At 62.8% G+C, this 18,194-nt stretch carries 16 protein-coding genes and 1 pseudogene; 6 read left to right on the top strand and 11 right to left on the bottom strand.

Annotation, left to right across the window (positions count from 1 at the left end):
- Positions 1-2: 2 nt before the first annotated feature.
- On the top strand, positions 3-830 hold the full coding sequence (locus IB263_RS11570) for an anti-sigma factor (protein WP_060518743.1): 828 nt from the start codon (positions 3-5) through the stop codon (positions 828-830).
- A gap of 84 nt (positions 831-914) precedes the next feature.
- Here IB263_RS11570 and leuA read toward each other — a convergent pair whose 3' ends face one another.
- Positions 915-2,624: a 2-isopropylmalate synthase gene (leuA, locus tag IB263_RS11575; protein ID WP_192438511.1), complete on the bottom strand. Its 1,710-nt coding sequence runs from the start codon at positions 2,622-2,624 to the stop codon at positions 915-917.
- 410 nt (positions 2,625-3,034) lie between these two features.
- Positions 3,035-3,619 carry an ATP-dependent Clp protease proteolytic subunit gene (locus tag IB263_RS11580; protein ID WP_034788862.1) on the bottom strand — a complete coding sequence of 195 codons (585 nt, stop codon included), beginning with the start codon at positions 3,617-3,619 and terminating at the stop codon, positions 3,035-3,037.
- A gap of 239 nt (positions 3,620-3,858) precedes the next feature.
- Here IB263_RS11580 and IB263_RS11585 point away from each other — a divergent pair, with 239 nt between their 5' ends.
- A complete protein-coding gene (locus tag IB263_RS11585; protein WP_192438512.1) occupies positions 3,859-4,437 on the top strand; it encodes a HupE/UreJ family protein in 579 nt (192 codons plus the stop codon).
- A gap of 12 nt (positions 4,438-4,449) precedes the next feature.
- The gene (locus tag IB263_RS11590) at positions 4,450-4,971 is read left to right on the top strand and encodes a chloramphenicol phosphotransferase CPT family protein (protein ID WP_192438513.1); all 522 of its coding nucleotides are present in this window, start codon (positions 4,450-4,452) and stop codon (positions 4,969-4,971) included.
- Between the two features lie 15 nt (positions 4,972-4,986).
- Here the strand turns inward: IB263_RS11590 and queF are convergent, their stop codons facing one another.
- From queF to IB263_RS11605, 3 genes are all read right to left on the bottom strand, one after another.
- Positions 4,987-5,451 (bottom strand): preQ(1) synthase, encoded by a 465-nt coding sequence (gene queF, locus IB263_RS11595; RefSeq protein ID WP_034788869.1) that lies wholly within the window; start codon positions 5,449-5,451, stop codon positions 4,987-4,989.
- 144 nt (positions 5,452-5,595) lie between these two features.
- Entirely contained in the window at positions 5,596-6,516 is a 921-nt protein-coding gene (locus IB263_RS11600) for a cation diffusion facilitator family transporter (RefSeq protein WP_370689595.1), read from the bottom strand.
- Between the two features lie 123 nt (positions 6,517-6,639).
- On the bottom strand, positions 6,640-8,214 hold the full coding sequence (locus IB263_RS11605; RefSeq protein WP_192438514.1) for an MFS transporter: 1,575 nt from the start codon (positions 8,212-8,214) through the stop codon (positions 6,640-6,642).
- 179 nt (positions 8,215-8,393) lie between these two features.
- Between IB263_RS11605 and IB263_RS11610 the strand changes: the two genes are divergently transcribed.
- Positions 8,394-9,320, top strand: coding sequence for a LysR substrate-binding domain-containing protein (locus IB263_RS11610; protein ID WP_113293706.1), 927 nt, complete (start codon positions 8,394-8,396; stop codon positions 9,318-9,320).
- 88 nt (positions 9,321-9,408) lie between these two features.
- On the opposite strand, the gene IB263_RS11615 is transcribed toward IB263_RS11610, so the two are convergent.
- From IB263_RS11615 to IB263_RS11625, 3 genes are all read right to left on the bottom strand, one after another.
- A complete protein-coding gene (locus tag IB263_RS11615; protein WP_192438515.1) occupies positions 9,409-11,598 on the bottom strand; it encodes an anthranilate synthase in 2,190 nt (729 codons plus the stop codon).
- 111 nt (positions 11,599-11,709) lie between these two features.
- Positions 11,710-11,754, bottom strand: a complete 45-nt coding sequence (gene trpLE / locus IB263_RS11620; protein WP_178385070.1) for a trpE operon leader peptide TrpLE — start codon at positions 11,752-11,754, stop codon at positions 11,710-11,712.
- A gap of 124 nt (positions 11,755-11,878) precedes the next feature.
- Entirely contained in the window at positions 11,879-13,981 is a 2,103-nt protein-coding gene (locus tag IB263_RS11625) for a TonB-dependent hemoglobin/transferrin/lactoferrin family receptor (RefSeq protein ID WP_034788880.1), read from the bottom strand.
- 296 nt (positions 13,982-14,277) lie between these two features.
- Between IB263_RS11625 and IB263_RS11630 the strand changes: the two genes are divergently transcribed.
- On the top strand, positions 14,278-15,186 hold the full coding sequence (locus IB263_RS11630) for an extensin family protein (protein WP_192438516.1): 909 nt from the start codon (positions 14,278-14,280) through the stop codon (positions 15,184-15,186).
- A 27-nt stretch (positions 15,187-15,213) separates the two neighbouring features.
- On the opposite strand, the gene IB263_RS34690 is transcribed toward IB263_RS11630, so the two are convergent.
- Both IB263_RS34690 and IB263_RS34695 read right to left on the bottom strand, forming a co-directional pair.
- Positions 15,214-15,300 (bottom strand): hypothetical protein, encoded by an 87-nt coding sequence (locus IB263_RS34690; protein WP_371814089.1) that lies wholly within the window; start codon positions 15,298-15,300, stop codon positions 15,214-15,216.
- A 106-nt stretch (positions 15,301-15,406) separates the two neighbouring features.
- A pseudogene (locus tag IB263_RS34695) lies at positions 15,407-15,664 on the bottom strand (YiiD C-terminal domain-containing protein); the annotation flags it as partial.
- A 209-nt stretch (positions 15,665-15,873) separates the two neighbouring features.
- On the opposite strand from IB263_RS34695, the gene IB263_RS11640 reads away from it, so the two are divergent.
- A complete protein-coding gene (locus tag IB263_RS11640) occupies positions 15,874-16,383 on the top strand; it encodes a DUF1993 family protein (protein ID WP_034788889.1) in 510 nt (169 codons plus the stop codon).
- Between the two features lie 86 nt (positions 16,384-16,469).
- On the opposite strand, the gene IB263_RS11645 is transcribed toward IB263_RS11640, so the two are convergent.
- Complete coding sequence (locus tag IB263_RS11645; protein WP_034788903.1) at positions 16,470-18,149, bottom strand: formate--tetrahydrofolate ligase; 1,680 nt, start codon at positions 18,147-18,149, stop codon at positions 16,470-16,472.
- Positions 18,150-18,194 lie beyond the last annotated feature (45 nt).

Raw genomic sequence — 18,194 nt, forward strand, 5'->3', positions numbered from 1 at the left:
CGTTGCAACAGACAAGGGGTCAAGCGCTCGAAGTGCGCCTTTCTGCCTATATCGACGGCGAGATCGGCGAAGCTGAACGAACCGAACTCGACGCGATTCTCGCCCGCGACGAGGACGCCAAGGCGTTGTTCGAGAGGCTGAAGGCCGGCAGCAGCTTCGGCGATACCGCCTTCGAAGATTTCCTGCACGATCCCGTGCCGCTCGCTCTTGTCCGGCAAATCAAGCAGGGTCCAGGGGTCAATCCGAAGACCGAGCGGATTGCGGCAACGACGACCACTGTCCGGCACGCGCGGGTCTGGCCGCGCATGCTTGCCGCATCGGTGGCCCTGCTGCTGCTCGGCGGCGGCGCCGGCTTCATCGTCGGGACGGCGAACAGCGGGAGCGAGCCGACCAAGCTCGCCGCAGCGCGTGGCTGGCTCGACGACATCGCCGACTATCACCGCATCTATTCGCGGCAGAAGGAGCATCTGGTCGAGGTCCCGGCGACAGAGGGACCGAAGATCGAGACCTGGCTTGCCGCAAGCGTCGGCGTTCCCTTCAAGGTCCCGCAGCTTTCCGGCAAGGGCCTGACCTTCGAGGGCGCGCGGCTGCTCGTCGCCAACGGCAAGCCCGTGGCGCAGCTCGTCTACCGAAGCACCGAAGGCGAAATCTTCGCGATCTGTTTCCTCAAGAACACCACCGGCCCGCAGGCGGAGCAGTTCGACGAGAGCATCCGCGACGATCTCGGCATGGTCTCCTGGCAGCGAGGCGGCGCCTCTTTCGTGCTCGTCGGCCCGTCTTCCCATGTCGGCATCCAGGACATCGCCGAAGCCGTCGCCGCGACGATCTGAGATCGACGGCATTCCCCTACCCCTGAAACGAAAAGGCCGCGCCGGGTTTCCCCGACGCGGCTTCATTCGTCACGCTGAAGTGTATCAGCCGCGCTTCATCTCGAGTACGCGGTTTGCCGCCGAAACGATCGCTTCGAGCGAGGCGGCAACGATGTTGGTGTTGATACCGGCGCCGAACAGCTTGCCACCCGGGTGCTCCATCTCGACATAGGCGATCGCGGCTGCGTTCGAGCCGTGCTGCAGCGAGTGCTCGGAGTAATCCGCAACCGAGAGGTCGATGCCGAGATAGATCGACAGCGCATTGATGAAGCCGTCGATCGGGCCGGTGCCCTTGCCTTCGATGCGCTTGACCTCGCCATTGTCGGTGATCTCGGCCGCCACCACGCGCACGCCCTTGTGCTCGCCCACCGGATAAGTGTGATGGTCGACGAACTTGATGCGCGCGCCCGGCTGCTCGACGTAGCGCTCGATGAAGCGCTCGTAGATGCGCTTGGACGGCAGCTCCTTGCCTTCCTCGTCGGTGATGCGCTGGATGTCCTCGCGGAACTCGACCTGGAGGTTGCGCGGCAGGTTGATGCCGTAGTCTTCCTGCAGGATGTAGGCGATGCCGCCCTTGCCCGACTGCGAGTTGATGCGGATGATCGCCTCGTAGGAGCGGCCGACGTCACGCGGATCGATCGGCAGGTACGGCACTTCCCAGAGCGGCTTGTTGGCGGTCTTGATCGCCTTCATGCCCTTGTTGATCGCATCCTGGTGCGAGCCGGAGAAGGCCGTGTAGACCAGTTCGCCGACATAAGGATGGCGCTCGGGAATGACCATCTGGTTGGAGTATTCGTAGACTTCCTTGATCCGCTCGATATCGGAGCAGTCGAGCTGCGGATCGACGCCCTGCGTGAACATGTTCAGCGCCAGCGTCACGATATCGACGTTGCCGGTGCGCTCGCCATTGCCGAACAGCGTGCCTTCGACGCGGTCGGCGCCAGCCATCAGGCCCAATTCGGTGGCGGCGATGCCGGTGCCGCGGTCGTTGTGCGGGTGCAGCGAGATGATCAGGCTTTCGCGGTTGTCGAGGTTGCGGCACATCCATTCGATCTGGTCGGCATAGATGTTCGGCGTCGCCATCTCGACGGTCGAGGGCAGGTTCAGGATCAGCTTGTTGTCTGGCGTCGGCTTGACGATCTCGGTGACCGCGTTGCAGATCTCCAAGGCCACTTCGAGTTCGGTGCCGGTAAAGCTTTCCGGCGAATACTCGAAGCGGTAGCCGCCGCCGGCCTTGGCCGCCATGTCGGTGATCATCTTGGCGGCGTCGGTCGCAATCTGCTTGATGCCGCGCACGTCCTTGGCAAACACCACACGGCGCTGCAGTTCACTCGTCGAATTGTAGAAATGCACGATCGGTTGGTGCGCACCTTCCAGCGCTTCGAAGGTGCGGGTGATCAACTCGGGCCGGCACTGCACCAGCACCTGCAGCGACACATCCTTGGCGACATTGCCTTCCTCGATGCACCAGCGGGCAAAATCGAAATCGGTCTGCGAGGCCGAGGGGAAGCCGATTTCGATTTCCTTGAAGCCCATGTCGAGCAGCAGCTGGAACATGCGGGCCTTGCGATCGTGCCCCATCGGGTCGACCAGCGACTGGTTGCCGTCACGCAGGTCGACCGAGCACCAGATCGGTGCCTTGGTGATCGTCTTCGACGGCCACGTGCGGTCGGTGAGCGCGATCTGCGGATAGGCCTGGTACTTCACCGCCGCTTCCGGCATGCCAATTTTAACGGGATGGGATTTCTGGATCATTGCAGCTTCTCTTCATCACTGGACGTCCTGGCCGCCTTGCCATACCCGATCGGGGATCGGATTGCGATGGCTAATGCCGCGCCGAACGCGCCTTTATCCTAAAACACTTGATGGGGTCGAGGAGCATCCGCCGGCGTGGCTTTTCGGCCGCCGGGCGCTCCTCAGCGAACCCGGCAACCGCGAGTAAGGCCGAGAAGAAGAAGCGAGGCGAAGGCGCGCGACGGCGCACGATTGGTATCGTGTCCGGCGGGGATCGAGGCGATCCGATATGCGTCAGCCTTGGTCATGCTCAAAGCCTATACACGGCTTGCCAGAGTGGAGCAAGCCACGCGATGGCAAGGATCACCGCAAAAAGAAAAGGGCACCGGCGAAATGCCGATGCCCTCCAAATCCTTGACTTGCTTGCGAACTCAGATGTCCGCAGCAGACGAGATGATCCGCGAAACGAGGCCGTAGGACTTCGCTTCCTCAGCGGAAAGCCAGTAATCGCGGTCCGTGTCCTTGGCGATCTTCTCGACCGGCTGGCCGGTTGCGTCGGCGAAGATCTTGTTCAGGCGATCGTTCATCTTGATGATTTCGCGTGCCTGGATCTCGATGTCCGACGCCATGCCGCGGGTGCCGCCCGACGGTTGGTGAAGCAGGAAGCGAGTATTCGGCAGGCAAATGCGACGCTCCTTGGGAGCGCCGACAAAGATCAGCGCGCCGGCGGAAGCGACCCAGCCGGTGCCGATGGTCCAGACCTTCGGCTTCACGAACTTGATCATGTCGTGGATGCTGTCGCCCGATTCGACATGGCCGCCCGGCGAATTGACGAAGATGCGGATGTCTTCGTCGCTGGCGGCGGCAAGCGCCACGAGCTGCGAGCAGACCTTCTGCGCCAGTTCCTGATTGATCGACCCGTAGATGAAAATCGAACGCGACTTGAAAAGGTTCGCCTCCGTTTCCTTGCCGAGCGGCAATTCGGTCTTCTTGTCGTCCTCGTCGTCGTTCATCATCCGTTTTTCTCCGGCGTCTCATGAAGTCTTCAGTCAAAGTCAGATAATGCGACTCGACCCCGAAGACAATGCAACAAACCGAAGCGGCGACAAAGCAGCAAGGTCGACTATGCTTATGGTAAAAACACCTACCGCCAAATGCCGTATAGACAGGGGGACGGAGGCCAATAAGATCGGTCGCGTCAAACACTCAAGAGTGGGGCCAGCCTCCCAGGTCCCGCCGATCCATGGGGACACGCATGAACAGACGCATCCTGATCGCCACTGCGGCGCTGATCGCCTCCGCCGCACCCGCCTTCGCCCATCTCAATCCGGCAGAGCACGGCTCGTTTGCCGCCGGCTTCTCGCATCCGCTGTTCGGACTTGACCATATCCTCGTCATGGTCGCCGTCGGCCTCTGGGCGGCGCAGATCGGCGGCCGGGCGCTCCTCGTCGTGCCGGCGGCCTTCGTCGCGATGATGGCAGCGGGCTTCGCGCTGGCGGTTGCCGGTGTCGGCCTGCCCTTCGTCGAGCCGGCGATCCTCGCCTCGGTGGTGGCGCTCGGCCTGCTTGTTGCCATGGCGGTGCGGCTCGACACGGCAGCATCCGCTGCGATCGTCGGCGTCTTCGCCCTCTTCCACGGCCATGCCCATGGCGGCGAACTCGGCAGCGCCGGGGCGCTTGCCTTCTCGGTCGGCTTCATCCTCGCCACCGCCGCGCTGCACGTGGCCGGCATCGGCCTCGGCATCGCCCTTCAGCGCCTCTCCGGCGGCGGCCTGCTTGCCCGCCTCCTCGGCGGTCTCACGGCTCTAGCCGGCGCTGCCTTGATCTTCGGCTGAAATCAAACGGGCATGCAGCACGGACGAATTATCTTTCTGAACGGCACGTCGAGTGCCGGAAAGTCAACGCTGGCAAAGGCGCTCCGGGAAATCCTCCCGGAGCCCTTTTGTTACTATGCCTCCGACCAGCTTGCCGACGCCGGATTTCGGGTCCTTAGGCGCGGCATGCATCCTGGAATGCGCGGCGAGCGCGCGAGGTTCTTCGACGGATTTCATCGCTCGATCGCAGCCTTCGCCGAGGCCGGCAACGACCTGATCGTCGAGCACATCGTCGAGGAGAAAAGCTGGTCCGACGATATAAGAAGGCAAACCGCGCATCTGGACACCTTCTGGGTCGGAGTGCACGCGCCCATCGAAGACCTGGAGCGTCGCGAGCGCGAGCGCGGCGACCGCACGATCGGCGAAGCCCGCTTTCACTTGAAGACGCACGATTACTGCGCCTACGACCAAGAAGTGGACACGCGCGACCCGACCGATCAGGTGGCCGCGCGCATCGTTGACGCCTGGCTCAAACGCCAGTCACTCAGGCCGTAGCGGGGATCTCCCGCTTTAGCCGCGACCGCGATAGGTCGGCACGCCCTGGTCGGGCAGCCACAGGCCCTCGGGCGGCTTGCCGGTCTGCCAGAAGACGTCGATCGGGATGCCGCCGCGCGGATACCAATAGGCGCCGATGCGAAGCCAGCGTGGCTGAAGCAACGACACCAGCCGTTGGGCGATCTCGATGGTGCAATCTTCGTGGAATGCGCCGTGGTTACGGAAGGAATGCAGGAACAGCTTCAGCGACTTCGATTCCACCAGCCATTCGTCCGGCACATAATCGATGACGATATGGGCGAAATCCGGCTGGCCGGTCATCGGGCAGAGCGAGGTGAATTCCGGCGCGGTGAAGCGCACCAGATAGTCCTTGCCCTTGTTGCCGCTCGGGACCCGCTCCAGCACCGCGTCTTCCGGGCTCTGTGGTAGATCGACCTTTGCGCCCAGTTGCGAAAGGCCGGATACGTCAGTCTTGCTCATTTGCCTGTTGCTCCATGAGAACATCCGCGCGTGGGTGCGGTCGACTGGCCTTTGCCCTCGTCGGCCCGCTCCGTTTGCGGCGCTTAAATCAGAACTGCCTCAAGAAGGAAACCTCGTCACGGTTGAAGTGCCGTCGACCTTGAATCAGTGGCGCCCGACCGTCGTCTTGACGCGCACACCATGCGCCTTCTCACCTTCGGGCTCCACATGGATCGCGATCTTGGCACCGGGATGCACGTCCCGGATCGCATCCTCGATCCGGTCGCAGATGTCATGCGCCTCGCCGACCGGCATCAACTCCGGCACGACCATATGGAAATCGACGAAGATCGCCGGACCGGCCTGACGGGTCTTCAGATCGTGCACGCCGAGCGAACCCGCGGCGTTGGCGGCGATCGCCTGTTTGATCGCTTCTTCTTCCTCACCCGAGACGGCCCGGTCCATCAGCCCGTCGATCGAGCGCGAGATCACCATCCAGCCCTGGTAAAGAATGTTGCAGGCGACAATGACGGCCAGCAGCGGATCAAGGATCGCGTAGCCGGTGGCGATCGCAAGCACGAGGCCGACGAGAACGCCGATCGAGGTGACGACGTCCGACAGGATGTGGTGGCCGTCGGCGCTGAGTGCCGGCGAGCGGTGCTTGCGGCCGGCGGTGATCAGCACATAGGCCCAGATGGCGTTGATGACGCCGGCGACGAAGTTGATCGCCAGGCCGAGAGCCGGTGCTTCCATCAACACTGGCGCCATCATTGCCGGCACCGCCTCCCAGACGATGAGCAGTGCCGCAACGACGATCAGAACGCCTTCGATAACGGCCGAGAAATACTCCGCCTTGTGGTGACCGAAGGGGTGGCCGGCGTCGGCCGGCTTGGAAGCATAGCCGATCATCAGATAGGCGATGACCGCCGCGATCACGTTGACGGTCGACTCTAGCCCGTCGGAGAGAAGCGCGATCGAGCCTGTCAGCCACCAGGCAAGCAGCTTCAGGCCGAGCACAGCGAGCGAGAGCGGTATGCCCCAGAAAGCAAGGCGGAGCACGGTGCGGTTTTCGGTTCCAGTCGTCATTGTCATTCCTCGTGCAGATGCAAACGAGTTGCAAACGCAAGCCCATTCAAACGCAAAACCGCCCGCGCGAATTTTCGCGCAGGCGGTCGATGGACAAGCATATGCTGGATTAAGCGGCGCTTGTCAAAGATTGGATCGGCCGGTTCCGGTTTCTCCGCAGGCAATCGCCTCGAAAGGCAGAGCACCGGCTTCGATCTCCGCATCACCGGCGGCCTTATCGCCCCTGCCGATGAAGAAGAATACCACGGCCGCAGTTGCGACAGTGATGCCGGTCAAAACCAGAAGCAGGACGCTGAACGCGTCGCCATAGGCCTGCAGCAGCGCGGCGTGCGATGTCTCAGGGGCAAGCTGCATCGCCGCGGGCAGATTGCCGGTGACGATGCGCTGCGCCATGGGAGCCGCAGTGGCGCCGGCTTCCGATCCGAGGTTCCAGGCCGTAAGCGCGGAGAGGATGGCGGTCACGATCGCCAGCGCAATGCCCTCCCCGGCCACGCGCGTGGTGCTGAAGATGCCCGTCGCCATGCCGGCGCGCTCCTTCGGCACGACACTGACCGCAAGCCCGTCCATCAGCCCCCAAGGCAAGCTGATGCCGAGACCGATCATCATCAGTGGTGCAAGCAGCGTGGCCGGCCCGGACCCCGCCGGAAACAGACTGAGCCAGAGGAGCCCGGCCGCCGATATCAGCAAGCCCACACCGCAGATAACCGCCGGCGTGAACCAGCGCGTCAGAAGGCCCGCCGCGATCGGCAGGATCAGAAGCGGCGCGGACATGGCGATCATCATCTGCCCGCCCGCGACGGCGCTCATGCCTTCGATACCGATGAAGCGGACCGGAAGCAGGATGAGCAGCACCACGAAGCCGTAGGCGGGGGCTGCCGCCAGCAATTGCACGCCGACAAAACGCGGATATCGAAACAGCGTCAGATCCAGCATCGGCCGCGCGACCGAACGCTCGATCCGCCAGAAGGCCAGGAAGAAGAACACCGATGCCGCGAGCATCGCGAGCACGAGCGGATGGCTCCAGCCGCTTTCCGGACCCTGCAGAATGCCGAAGGTGAGTGCGGTGAGCGCCGCCGTGAAACTTGCCGCTCCCTTCCAGTCGAGGCCAGCAGCGTCCGGATCGCGTGTTTCCCGCAGGAAGACCGCACCGAGTGCCAGAGACAGGCCGGCGAGCGCCACGACCAGGACGAAGATCGCCGGCCAGCCGAAGGCCTCGACCATCAGGCCGGAGGCGATCGGCCCAAAGGCAAGGCCGACACCGAAGCTGGCGCCGACCAGGCTGAAGGCCCGGAGCCGCTCGTTCTCGTCGAACTCCTGTGCGAGCGAAGCCATGCCGCCGGAAAAGGCGGCGGCTGCCCCAATACCCTGAAGCGCTCTCAGGGCATCGAACCATAGGATATCCCGAGCGAAGGCGAGCCCGGCCGAAAACAGCAGGAAGGCCGCAAGACCACCCAGGAACACGCGTTTGCGACCGAAACTGTCGGCAAGCGCACCGGCCGCCATCAGCGAACTGCCGAAGGTCAGCATGAAGGCGTTGGTGACCCAGTTGAGGGCAACTGGATCGGCGCCGAGGCTGCGACTGATCGACGGCAGCGCCACCGCCGGTCCGGTGAAGGTGAGCGGCATTGCCACCGCGGCGCAACAGACCGCAAGAAGGACGAGCCGGCGCCCGCGTGGTTCTCGAATTTCGGTTCTCATTCCCCGTTCCATCCGTTCGAGCAAAGGGGATACCCGCGCAGGCCCGGTAGGACCTTGCGTCTTGAGGTCGACACTTGCCGGGTATCGATTGACGAATGCAGGATAGTTTCGACATAATTCGATGAGAACGGCATCAAGGCTCCGATCATACCGGAACAAAACGCTCGAATGGAGGTAGCATGGATCGCTTGAGCGGCTTGACCGCCTTCGTCCGCACCGCCGACCTCGGCAGTTTCGTCGCGGCCGGTCGCGTGCTCGGCCTGTCCGCTTCCGCGGTCGGAAAGGCTGTTACCACTCTCGAAAGAGAACTCGGCGTCCGCCTGCTGCAGCGCTCGACCCGCAGTATCCGCTTGACCGAGGAGGGACGCCTCTTTCACGAGCGCTGCCGCCGCATCCTCGATGATCTCGATGACGCCGAGGCGTCATTGGCGGACGCCGTGGCGACGCCGCGCGGTCGGCTGCGCGTCAGCGTGCCGATCGTCAGCTACCACCTGCTGTTGCCGGTGCTGCCGGAGTTCGTACGGCGTTATCCCGAAATCGAACTCGACCTCGACTTCAACGACCGCATCGTCGACCTGATCGACGAGGAAGTGGATGTCGCGATCCGCAGCGGTGTGTTGCCGGATTCACGACTGATGACGCGCGCGCTCAGGCCGTTCCAGCTTCTGCTCTGCGCTGCTCCGTCATACCTTCGAGAGCGTGGCAGGCCCGAATGCCCCCGCGACCTCGAAGGACACCATGCGGTTCGCTTCCGCTTTCCCAACAGCCGCAAGCTGCAGGAATGGCCGATCACGCTGCCGCCTGAGGGAAAGGAGCCGCGCCTCAAGACCGTGCTGAACTGCAACAACATGGAAGCGCTCGGCGGCGCCGTGCTTAGCGGCCTCGGCATTGGCTGCCTGCCGGACTTTCTCGCCCGCCACCATCTTCGCGACGGCAGACTGCACACAGTGCTCGACGCCCATCTCGACGCGCCCGGACAGTTCCACCTGCTGTGGCCGTCGAACCGTCACCTCTCCCCCAAGGTCCGCGTCTTCGTCGATTTTCTGAGCGAGCGACTGTTTGCCGATCGCTGCGAGAATGTGCCGGCCATTCAGGCGGCACAGTAGGAACAGAAAGGGCCGCCTCCACGGTGGAAGCGGCACCTTGTCTTCGTCAACATCTGCTCCATCCCGGAATAAGGGATTGCCGGGCTAATCAGGCGGCCTTGATCTTGGCGCGCTTGGCGAGGTGCGCCACGACGTTCTCGATCATCCGCATGCCGGCGTCGCCGCCGAGCGTCATGATCGATTCCGGATGGAACTGCACCGCCGCCACCGGCTCCTTCGTGTGCTCGATGCCCATAATCGTGCCATCTTCGCTTTCGGCGGTGATCATGAACTCCGCGGGCAGGCTCGCCGGATCGGCAAAGATCGAATGGTAACGACCGACGGTCACTTCCTTGCCGAGGCCGGAGAAGACGATGCCCGGCTCCAGCACGCGGATGCGCGACGGCTTGCCGTGCATCGGGATCGCGAGTTGGCGGAGATCCCCGCCGTAGGCTTCGGCAAGCGCCTGCAGCCCGAGGCAGACGCCGAAGATCGGCAGGTCGCGCGCCCGCGCCTTCTTGATCGTCGCCTTGCAGTCGAAATCCTTGGGATTGCCAGGTCCGGGCGAAAGCACGACGAGATCCGGCTTCACCCGATCGAAGATCTCCTCGGCGACCGGCGAGCGCACCGTCGTGACGGTTGCCCCCGTCTGGCGGAAATAGTTCGCAAGCGTATGGACGAAGCTGTCCTCGTGATCGACCAAGAGGATGTTGACGCCGGCGCCAACGGCGGCAACGTCGCGACCGGCCTTGCCGGCATTGGCGGATCTCGCATCGCGAATGGCAGCGATCATGGCGGAGGCCTTCAGTTCGGTTTCGGCTTCTTCTTCTTCCGGATTTGAATCATAGAGCAGCGTCGCCCCTGCCCTCACCTCGGCGATACCGTCCTTGATGCGGATCGTGCGCAGCGTCAGGCCCGTGTTCATGTCGCCATTGAAGCCCACCATGCCGATCGCGCCACCATACCATGCGCGCGGGCTCTTCTCATGGCTTTCGATGAAGCGCATGGCCCAGAGCTTCGGCGCACCGGTGACGGTCACCGCCCAGGCGTGGCTGAGGAAGCCGTCGAAGGCGTCCATGTCGTCGCGCAGGCGTCCCTCAATATGGTCGACCGTATGGATCAGGCGCGAATACATCTCGATCTGGCGGCGGCCGATGACCTTGACCGAGCCCGGCACGCAGACCCGGCTCTTGTCGTTGCGGTCGACGTCCGAGCACATGGTGAGTTCGGATTCGTCCTTCTTGGAGTTCAACAGCTTCAGGATCTGCTCGCTGTCGGCGATCGGATCGTCGCCGCGCTTGATCGTGCCCGAGATCGGGCAGGTCTCGATGCGGCGGCCGGAAACACGCACGAACATTTCCGGCGATGCGCCGACGAGATATTCCTGATTTCCGAGGTTGATGAAGAAGGAATAGGGCGACGGATTGATCGCCTTCAGCCGGTTGGAGATCTCCGACGGCTTGCTCTCGCAGCGCTCGAAGAATTTCTGGCCGGGCACCACTTCGAAAAGGTCACCGCGGCGGAAGCTCTCCTTCGCCTTGACGACGAGTTCGGCATATTCGCCCGGGTGATGGTCGCCATGCGGCGGAATGCTGTCGACGGTCTTAAAGAGTTCGCTGGCGATCTCTTCCGCCTTGCCTTCGGTGGTCTTGCCGTCCTTGGCGAAATCGTAGCGGTCGATCCAGGCCTTGGCTGCATAGTGGTCGACGACGAGGATTTCATCCGGCAGGAACAGCACCATGTCGCGCTGGTCGTCGGGACGCTTCAGCTTCAGGTCGATCGCATCGAACTGGAAGGCGAGATCGTAGCCGAAGGCACCGTAGAGCCCGAGGCTCGCATCCTCGGCCGAATGGAAAAGATTGGTGACGGCGCGCAGCACGCTGAACACCGTCGGCATCTTCGAGCGCTCTTCTTCTGTGAAGACGCGATCCGGCGCGTTGATCGTCAGGTCGAGGCGTCGGCTGGTCGAAGCGCCGAGCGTGATGTCGGCGACGGTCTTCAGATGCTCGGCGATGATCGCAAGCAGCACTTCGCCGCGGCCGTTATAGGCTTCAATCCAGAGCGAGCGGCCGAAGGACGAGATCCCGAGCGGCGGATCGACGACAGCCGTGTCCCAACGAGTGTAGCGGCCGGGATATTCGTAGTTGGAGGAGAACACTGCGCCGCGGCGTTCGTCGAGCTTGTCCACATAGCTCGCGATCGCCTGGCCATAGGACGCTTCCCGCCGCCGGCGCGTCACCGTAATGCCGCCCTTGGTGGTGTAGCTCTCCGAGCCGTCCTCGAGAATTACCGTTGCCATTCGCCTCGCTCCGTAAAAGCCCGGTCCTTGAGCGGCCTGGATACAAAAAAGCCGCCTCGAAATCTCCGGGCGGCTTCATCTCTCAATCACGCATGACTGGTCAAGGCCGCTTCAGCGAGCCCACCACCAGATCGAAATGTTGCGTGCGTTTTCCATGGGCGAAAGTGTTAGCTTGGGTTGCGGACTTGCGCAAGCGGGAAAGCGGCGCGCATCGTCACGGTTGCGCCAAAAAAAGAGGCGGCCCAGAAGAGCCGCCCCGACTGGAATTGATCTGATCCTATCAGAACTTCGCCTTCGCCGTCACCAGGAAGGTGCGGCCGCGGCCGGTATCGATCGTGCTTCCGGCAATGGTGCTCGAAGACGGCGTATAGGTCTTGTCGAACAGGTTCGTGACCTGGGCCGTGACTTCAAAGCCGTTTTCGAACTTGTAGTTGGCGAAGAGATCGACGAGACCGTAGCCCGGAACGTTCGGCGGCGTACGATTGATTTCGCCGACAAACGCGTTCGAAACGGCGTAGAGGCGCGTACCGACCGTCAGGCGCTGGTCTTCGAGGAAGCGGGCGCCAAGCGTTGCGCTGACAATGTTTTCAGGCAGGTAGCTCTGCACGCCGAAACCATTGATCTGCGACGGCAGATCGCTCTCGGTGTAGGTGTAGGCAAGGTCGCCGAAGACGTATCCGGCGTCATACGCCGCCTGCAGCTCGAAACCCTGGACCGTCGAGATCCCGGGATTGTTGACGAAGAAGATCTGACGACCGCCGTTGAGCATCGCTGCGGTGATGTAGTTGTCGACGCGGTTATGGAAGTAGTTGGCCTTGACCCGCAGGCTGTCGCTGGGATCAAGCAGCCCGTCGAAGGCGAAGTTCGCACCGATTTCCCAGCCCTTGGAGGTTTCCGGCTCAAGAAACGGATTGGGGAAGAACGACTGGCCCGACGGTCCCGGATGTGTGCCGCCGGCGAAGGTCTCGTTGACCGTCGGCGAACGCGAGGTTTCCGCGTATGTAACGTATGGCTGGAACCACTCCGTCGGGTTGAGCGCGACCGTGATGCTCGGGTTGAGGCGACCTTCGGACTTATCGACGGTATAAGGGCCGGCCGGCAGACCGATCGGGTTGCCGGCAACGACAGCGCCGGAGCCATCGAGGCTGAAGTGATCCCATCTCAGGCCTGCCGTCAGATCCAGCATGCCATAGGTGAAGGTCGTATTGCTGAAGACGCCGGTGGTGGCATTGGTGCCGCTGCCGTTGACGCCGGCGCCCGGCCGGGCCGTGCTGTTGATGACATCGTAGTCGTCGCGGAAATACTCGACGCCGTAGTTCGCCTTGACGGCAACGTCGCCAAGGTCGAACAGAGAGGTGTTCGAGATGTCAAAGCCCTTACCCGTGTCGGTGATGCGCCGACCGGCCGCCGTGCCGCCACCGCGAATGTCGGTGTCGTACTTCATCTTTAGCCGGTTCCAGTAGGCGTTCGCACGGAAATCGATGAGTTCGTTGTCCGGCGTGTAGGAATAGCTTGCAGAAACCGTCTGGTTCTTCACGTTCTGGAAGTAGGAGTTCGCGAAGAAGTCGTTGTCATAGGTGAGGCCGGTGAGCTTGAAGGTGTGATCCTTGTCCGGCGTCACTTCGAACTTCAACAGGCCCGACAGAAGGTCTTCCTCGGTGAAGGGTACCTCGACCCCGTTGCCGTTGTCATAGTTGCCGGGATCAGCCTTGCTGATGCCGCCGAGCACGGAGAAGACGTCATTGAAACGGTAGGCGCCGATCAGTGATTCCGACCAGCCGGCACCGTTTGTGCCGTACGTAGCCGAAGCAATGCCACCGTAGTTCTTGCCGTCCTGGATCAGGTCTTCGACATCATAGGTCCGGAAGTTGACCGAACCGGCCAGTGCACCGCCGCCAACCCCGGTCACGGCGCCGCGGGTCACATCGATTTCGGAAAGGAATGCCGGGTCGAAATAGGCAAAACCCTGGGCTTCGTGGCCGGTGAAGCGGAAGTTCTGGCGCACGCCGTCGATCATCATGTTGACGCGGCCGGAACCCTCGAAACCGCGGATGTTGACCGCGACGCCCGGGTTTTGCGGGTTGTTCGCGGTCGAGGTGCCGGGAACGCTGCGCAACAGGTCGTCAGTCTCCTGCCCCGATTGCAGATCGATCTGGTCCGTCGTGACGACGCTGACGGGGCCGGGCTTGGCATAGGGGTCAGCGGTGCGCCCGCCCTTGGCAACGATAGGCGAGAGGTAAGTTTCGCCCTTCTTTGTCTCCTCGGCCTTCTCTTCCGACTTAGCCTGGGTTGTTGCGCTTTGCGCGAATGCGACGGTAGCGACTGAAATTGCAAGAGTTGTCGTGCAAGCCAAAAGAGCCAGGCGACGATGCCGGGTGAGCATGGACCAATCCTTTGATTTTCGGAGGCCGGGCTTGCTGTTGAGCGGCAAACTCAAGGGGCTGGCTGGGCGGTAGATTCTAGAGCGGCGCGACATGTCGTCGCCTCATTTAAGCCGCATAAAAAACATGAGTGTTCTTGTCAACATACAAAGGTAGTCCCCACAATTTATGGGGTCGCGCCAATTCGAGGCGTTGCTAAACTGCAACGCTTTTGCCGAGGGCCGGATGAAACCAGATCCGGTTCCGTGCGTTCCCTCCCTTCCAGGCCCCGCTGCGGGGGCAATGCGAAAGGACCCGGATGCGTCGCTCTTTTCCCTTGATCCTGCTGTCACTCCTGATCCTCACCGGCGCCAGCCTGCCGAAATCCGGACCGATCCCGCTAAAAAAGCCGCCGAGCGAGGCGGGAGAGAAAGAGGCTGCTCCCACACCCGAAGAGAAACCGGCGACGCCTACGGACGGCGGCAAGGCCGATCAGCCAGGGGTGCCGGCTGGCGACGAACAGCCCGTGCCGCAGCCAAAGCCCAAGGACGGGAGTGAAGGAGCGGCGAAGGATCAAAAGCCGGCCACAGGTGAAAAGGACCAGCCCGCCGACGACAAGAAAGAGGAAAAGCCGGCACCGATCGTCTATCCGCCGGTCGAAGCGGAGGACGCCGCCGACTACGCAAAGTGTGTCGCCGACCTGAAGGCGATCGGAGCGACGTTTGTCGAAGCCAAACGCATCGACGACGGCAAGGGCTGCGGCATCGACAAGCCACTGGAGGTCACGAGCATCCTGCCCGCCGTCACACTCGCGCCCAAGGGGCTTATGCGGTGCGAAACGGCGCTGGCGCTTGCACGCTGGACCAAGGAGACCGCCCAGCCGGCCGCCGAAGTCGCCTTCGACAAGACCATCAAGATCAAGGCGCTGAACCAGGCATCGACCTATATCTGCCGCCTGCGCAACAATGCGACGACGGGCAAAATCTCCGAGCACGCCCACGGCAACGCCGTCGACATCGCGTCCTTCACGTTAAGCAACGGCGCGACGATCGCCATCCAGCCGCGCGACGAGGATGGCACCATGGACGGTGCCTTCCAGCGCGCGGTCACTGCGTCCGCCTGCCTCTACTTCAAGACTGTGCTCGACCCCGGCAGCGACGCCGCCCACGAAACCCACCTGCATCTCGACGTCATCGAGCGCCGCAACGACTACCGCTACTGCCGCTAGGAATGAGCCTCCTTGCGCTGGCGCTCGTCAGGCGTTGTCGTAGCCAAGGGCGACAAACTCGCCCTCGAAGCGACCGGCCAAGGTGTCGCCGTCGAGGAGGTCGGCAACGACCACGGCGCGCGCCCTGCCCCGACGTTCGAGCAATCGCAGAAAGCCCGGCCATTGCCCGGCCCGCCAGCGACGAGCGTGCGGCGAAAGCGCCGGCGACCGGCTTCAGATAATCCATCCGGTTGCTCTGGATCACCAGGCGCGCCGCAACGCCGCTTTTGCGCATGCGCACATGCAGCAGCGACCAGGCCGACAGGATCGCGAGCGCCGAGGCGCTGCCGCCGAACACCGTGTCACGGTGGTTGATGTTGGGTGCAAGCGGCGCCGAGAGCAGCACATGATCGTCGCTCACCGCATCCACGCGGACCTGCATCGCCGCTGACAGCGGGATGTGGTTATGAAGATAGGACTGGAGTTCCTCTGGCGTCATCGTGGCATCCCTGATGCGTTCCTGCGCGGATCAGTGCACGAGACCACATGTCCTGACCAGAGCAAGGCGCCTGCGTCCTGTCGTCTCCCGCAGGCCCCTCGTAGCCCAAAAGATACCGGGCTGCGCGCCTTGCAGGAGCCCGCCCCGGCTCCCAAATACGGCGCGAGGAAAATCCACCCGCTTTGCGCCTAATCTCAAGGAAATCTGTCATGGCATTGACGATGTACCAGCTCTCCATTCCCGCACTCGTTCGCGGCCTTGGTGTCCTCACCAAGCTGCTCGACAAGGCAGAGGCTTTCGCTGAGGAAAAGGGCATCCCCACGGATGATCTCGTCCACGCCCGGCTGGCGCCCGATATGCTGACGCTTGCCGGCCAGGTGCAGCGTGTCAGCGACACCAGCAAGGGCCTGGTCGGCCGGCTGACGTCGATCGAAGTGCCCCGGTTCCCGGACGAGGAAAAGACGTTTGACGAACTGCGCCAGCGCATCGCCAAGTCCGTCGCCTTCCTTGAAACGGTGCGCCCTGTCGATCTCGAAGACAGCGACAGTCGCGAAGTCGTGCTGAATTTCCCGAACCTGAAGGTGACGCTCACGGGTGAGGAATACCTGCTAAAATTCGTGCTGCCGAACTTCTACTTCCACCTGACGACCGCCTACGACATCCTGCGCCACAAGGGCGTGCCGCTCGGCAAGGCAGACTTCCTCAGCCTCACCGCCTGATTTCCGCCGCGGGAGACCCGCGGACACAAGAATGCCGCGCATCCACCCGGATGCGCGGCATTGTTTTTCAGGCAGGCAGGAAGCGCCTAGAACAGCCCTTCGATGTAGCCCTGATCATTGAGGAAGATCTTCTCCGACGAAGGCACCTTCGGCAAGCCGGGCATCGTCATGATCTCGCCGGTGATCACCACGATGAAGCCGGCGCCGGCGGCCAGCCGCACTTCGCGGATCGGCACAGCATGGCCTGTCGGCGCACCGCGCAGGTTCGGATCGGTCGAGAAGGAATACTGCGTCTTTGCCATGCAGATCGGCAGATGGCCGTAACCCTGATCTTCCCAGCTGCGCAGCTGGTCGCGCACCGACTTGTCGGCAATCACCTCGCTCGCATGGTAGATGTCCTTGGCGATCGTCTCGATCTTGTGGAAGAGCGACATGTCGTCGGGGTAAAGCGGCGAGAACTGCGAGTGTCCGCCCTCGGCAAGTGCCGCCACCTTCATCGCCAGCTCCTCGATGCCGGCGGAGCCCTCGGCCCAATGGCGGCAGAGCACCGCTTCGGCGCCAAGCGTCGCCACATAATCCTTGATAGCCTGCACTTCGGCCTCGGTATCGGAGGTGAAGTGGTTGATCGCGACGATGACGGGTACGCCGAACTTCTTGACGTTCTGCACATGCCGGCCAAGGTTGGCGCAGCCCTTGCGCAGCGCTTCCAGATTTTCCTTCCCGAGGTCGTCCTTCTTGACGCCGCCGTTCATCTTGATCGCGCGGACGGTCGCGACCAGCACCGCGGCATCCGGCTTCAGCCCGGCCTTGCGGCACTTGATGTCGAAGAATTTTTCCGCGCCGAGATCGGCGCCGAAGCCGGCTTCGGTCACCACATAGTCGGCAAGCTTCAGTGCCGTCGTCGTCGCAATCACCGAGTTGCAGCCATGGGCGATGTTGGCAAAGGGGCCGCCATGGACGAAGGCGGGGTTGTTTTCGAGGGTCTGCACCAGGTTCGGCTGAATAGCATCCTTGAGCAGCACCGCCATCGCCCCATCGGCCTTGATGTCGCGCGCAAAGACCGGGCTCTTGTCACGGCGGTAGCCGATGATGATGTTGCCAAGCCGCTGCTCGAGATCCCTAAGATCCGCCGAAAGGCAGAGGATCGCCATGACTTCGGAGGCAACGGTGATGTCGAAGCCGGTCTCGCGTGGATAACCGTTGGCGATCCCGCCGAGCGAGCCGACGATGTTGCGCAGTGCGCGGTCGTTCATGTCCATCACCCGCCGCCACGAAATACGACGGACGTCGATGTTCTGCTCGTTGCCCCAGTAGATGTGATTGTCGAGCAGCGCCGCCAGCAGATTGTGGGCCGAGGTGATCGCGTGGAAATCGCCGGTGAAGTGGAGGTTCATGTCCTCCATCGGCACAACCTGCGCATAACCGCCGCCGGCAGCACCGCCCTTGACGCCGAAGCAGGGCCCGAGGGACGCCTCGCGGATGCAGATGATCGCCTTCTTGCCGATGCGGTTCAGCCCATCGCCGAGGCCCACGGTCGTTGTCGTCTTGCCTTCGCCTGCCGGCGTCGGGTTGATCGCCGTCACCAGGATCAGATGGCCGTTCTTCTTCCCGCGCTGGCGGGCGATGAAATCGGCGCTGATCTTCGCCTTGTCATGGCCGTAGGGCAACAGGTCCTCCGGCGGTATGCCGAGTGCGGCCCCGATCTCCAGGATCGGCTTTTTCTTCGCCGCGCGCGCAATCTCGATATCGGACTTGACCTCCGCCATGACAGTTCCCTCCCCAGGGTCTCGTTTTTACCCGCGCCTTTCAAG

This window comes from Ensifer sp. ENS03 (assembly GCF_014852035.1).
Taxonomy (GTDB): domain Bacteria; phylum Pseudomonadota; class Alphaproteobacteria; order Rhizobiales; family Rhizobiaceae; genus Ensifer; species Ensifer adhaerens.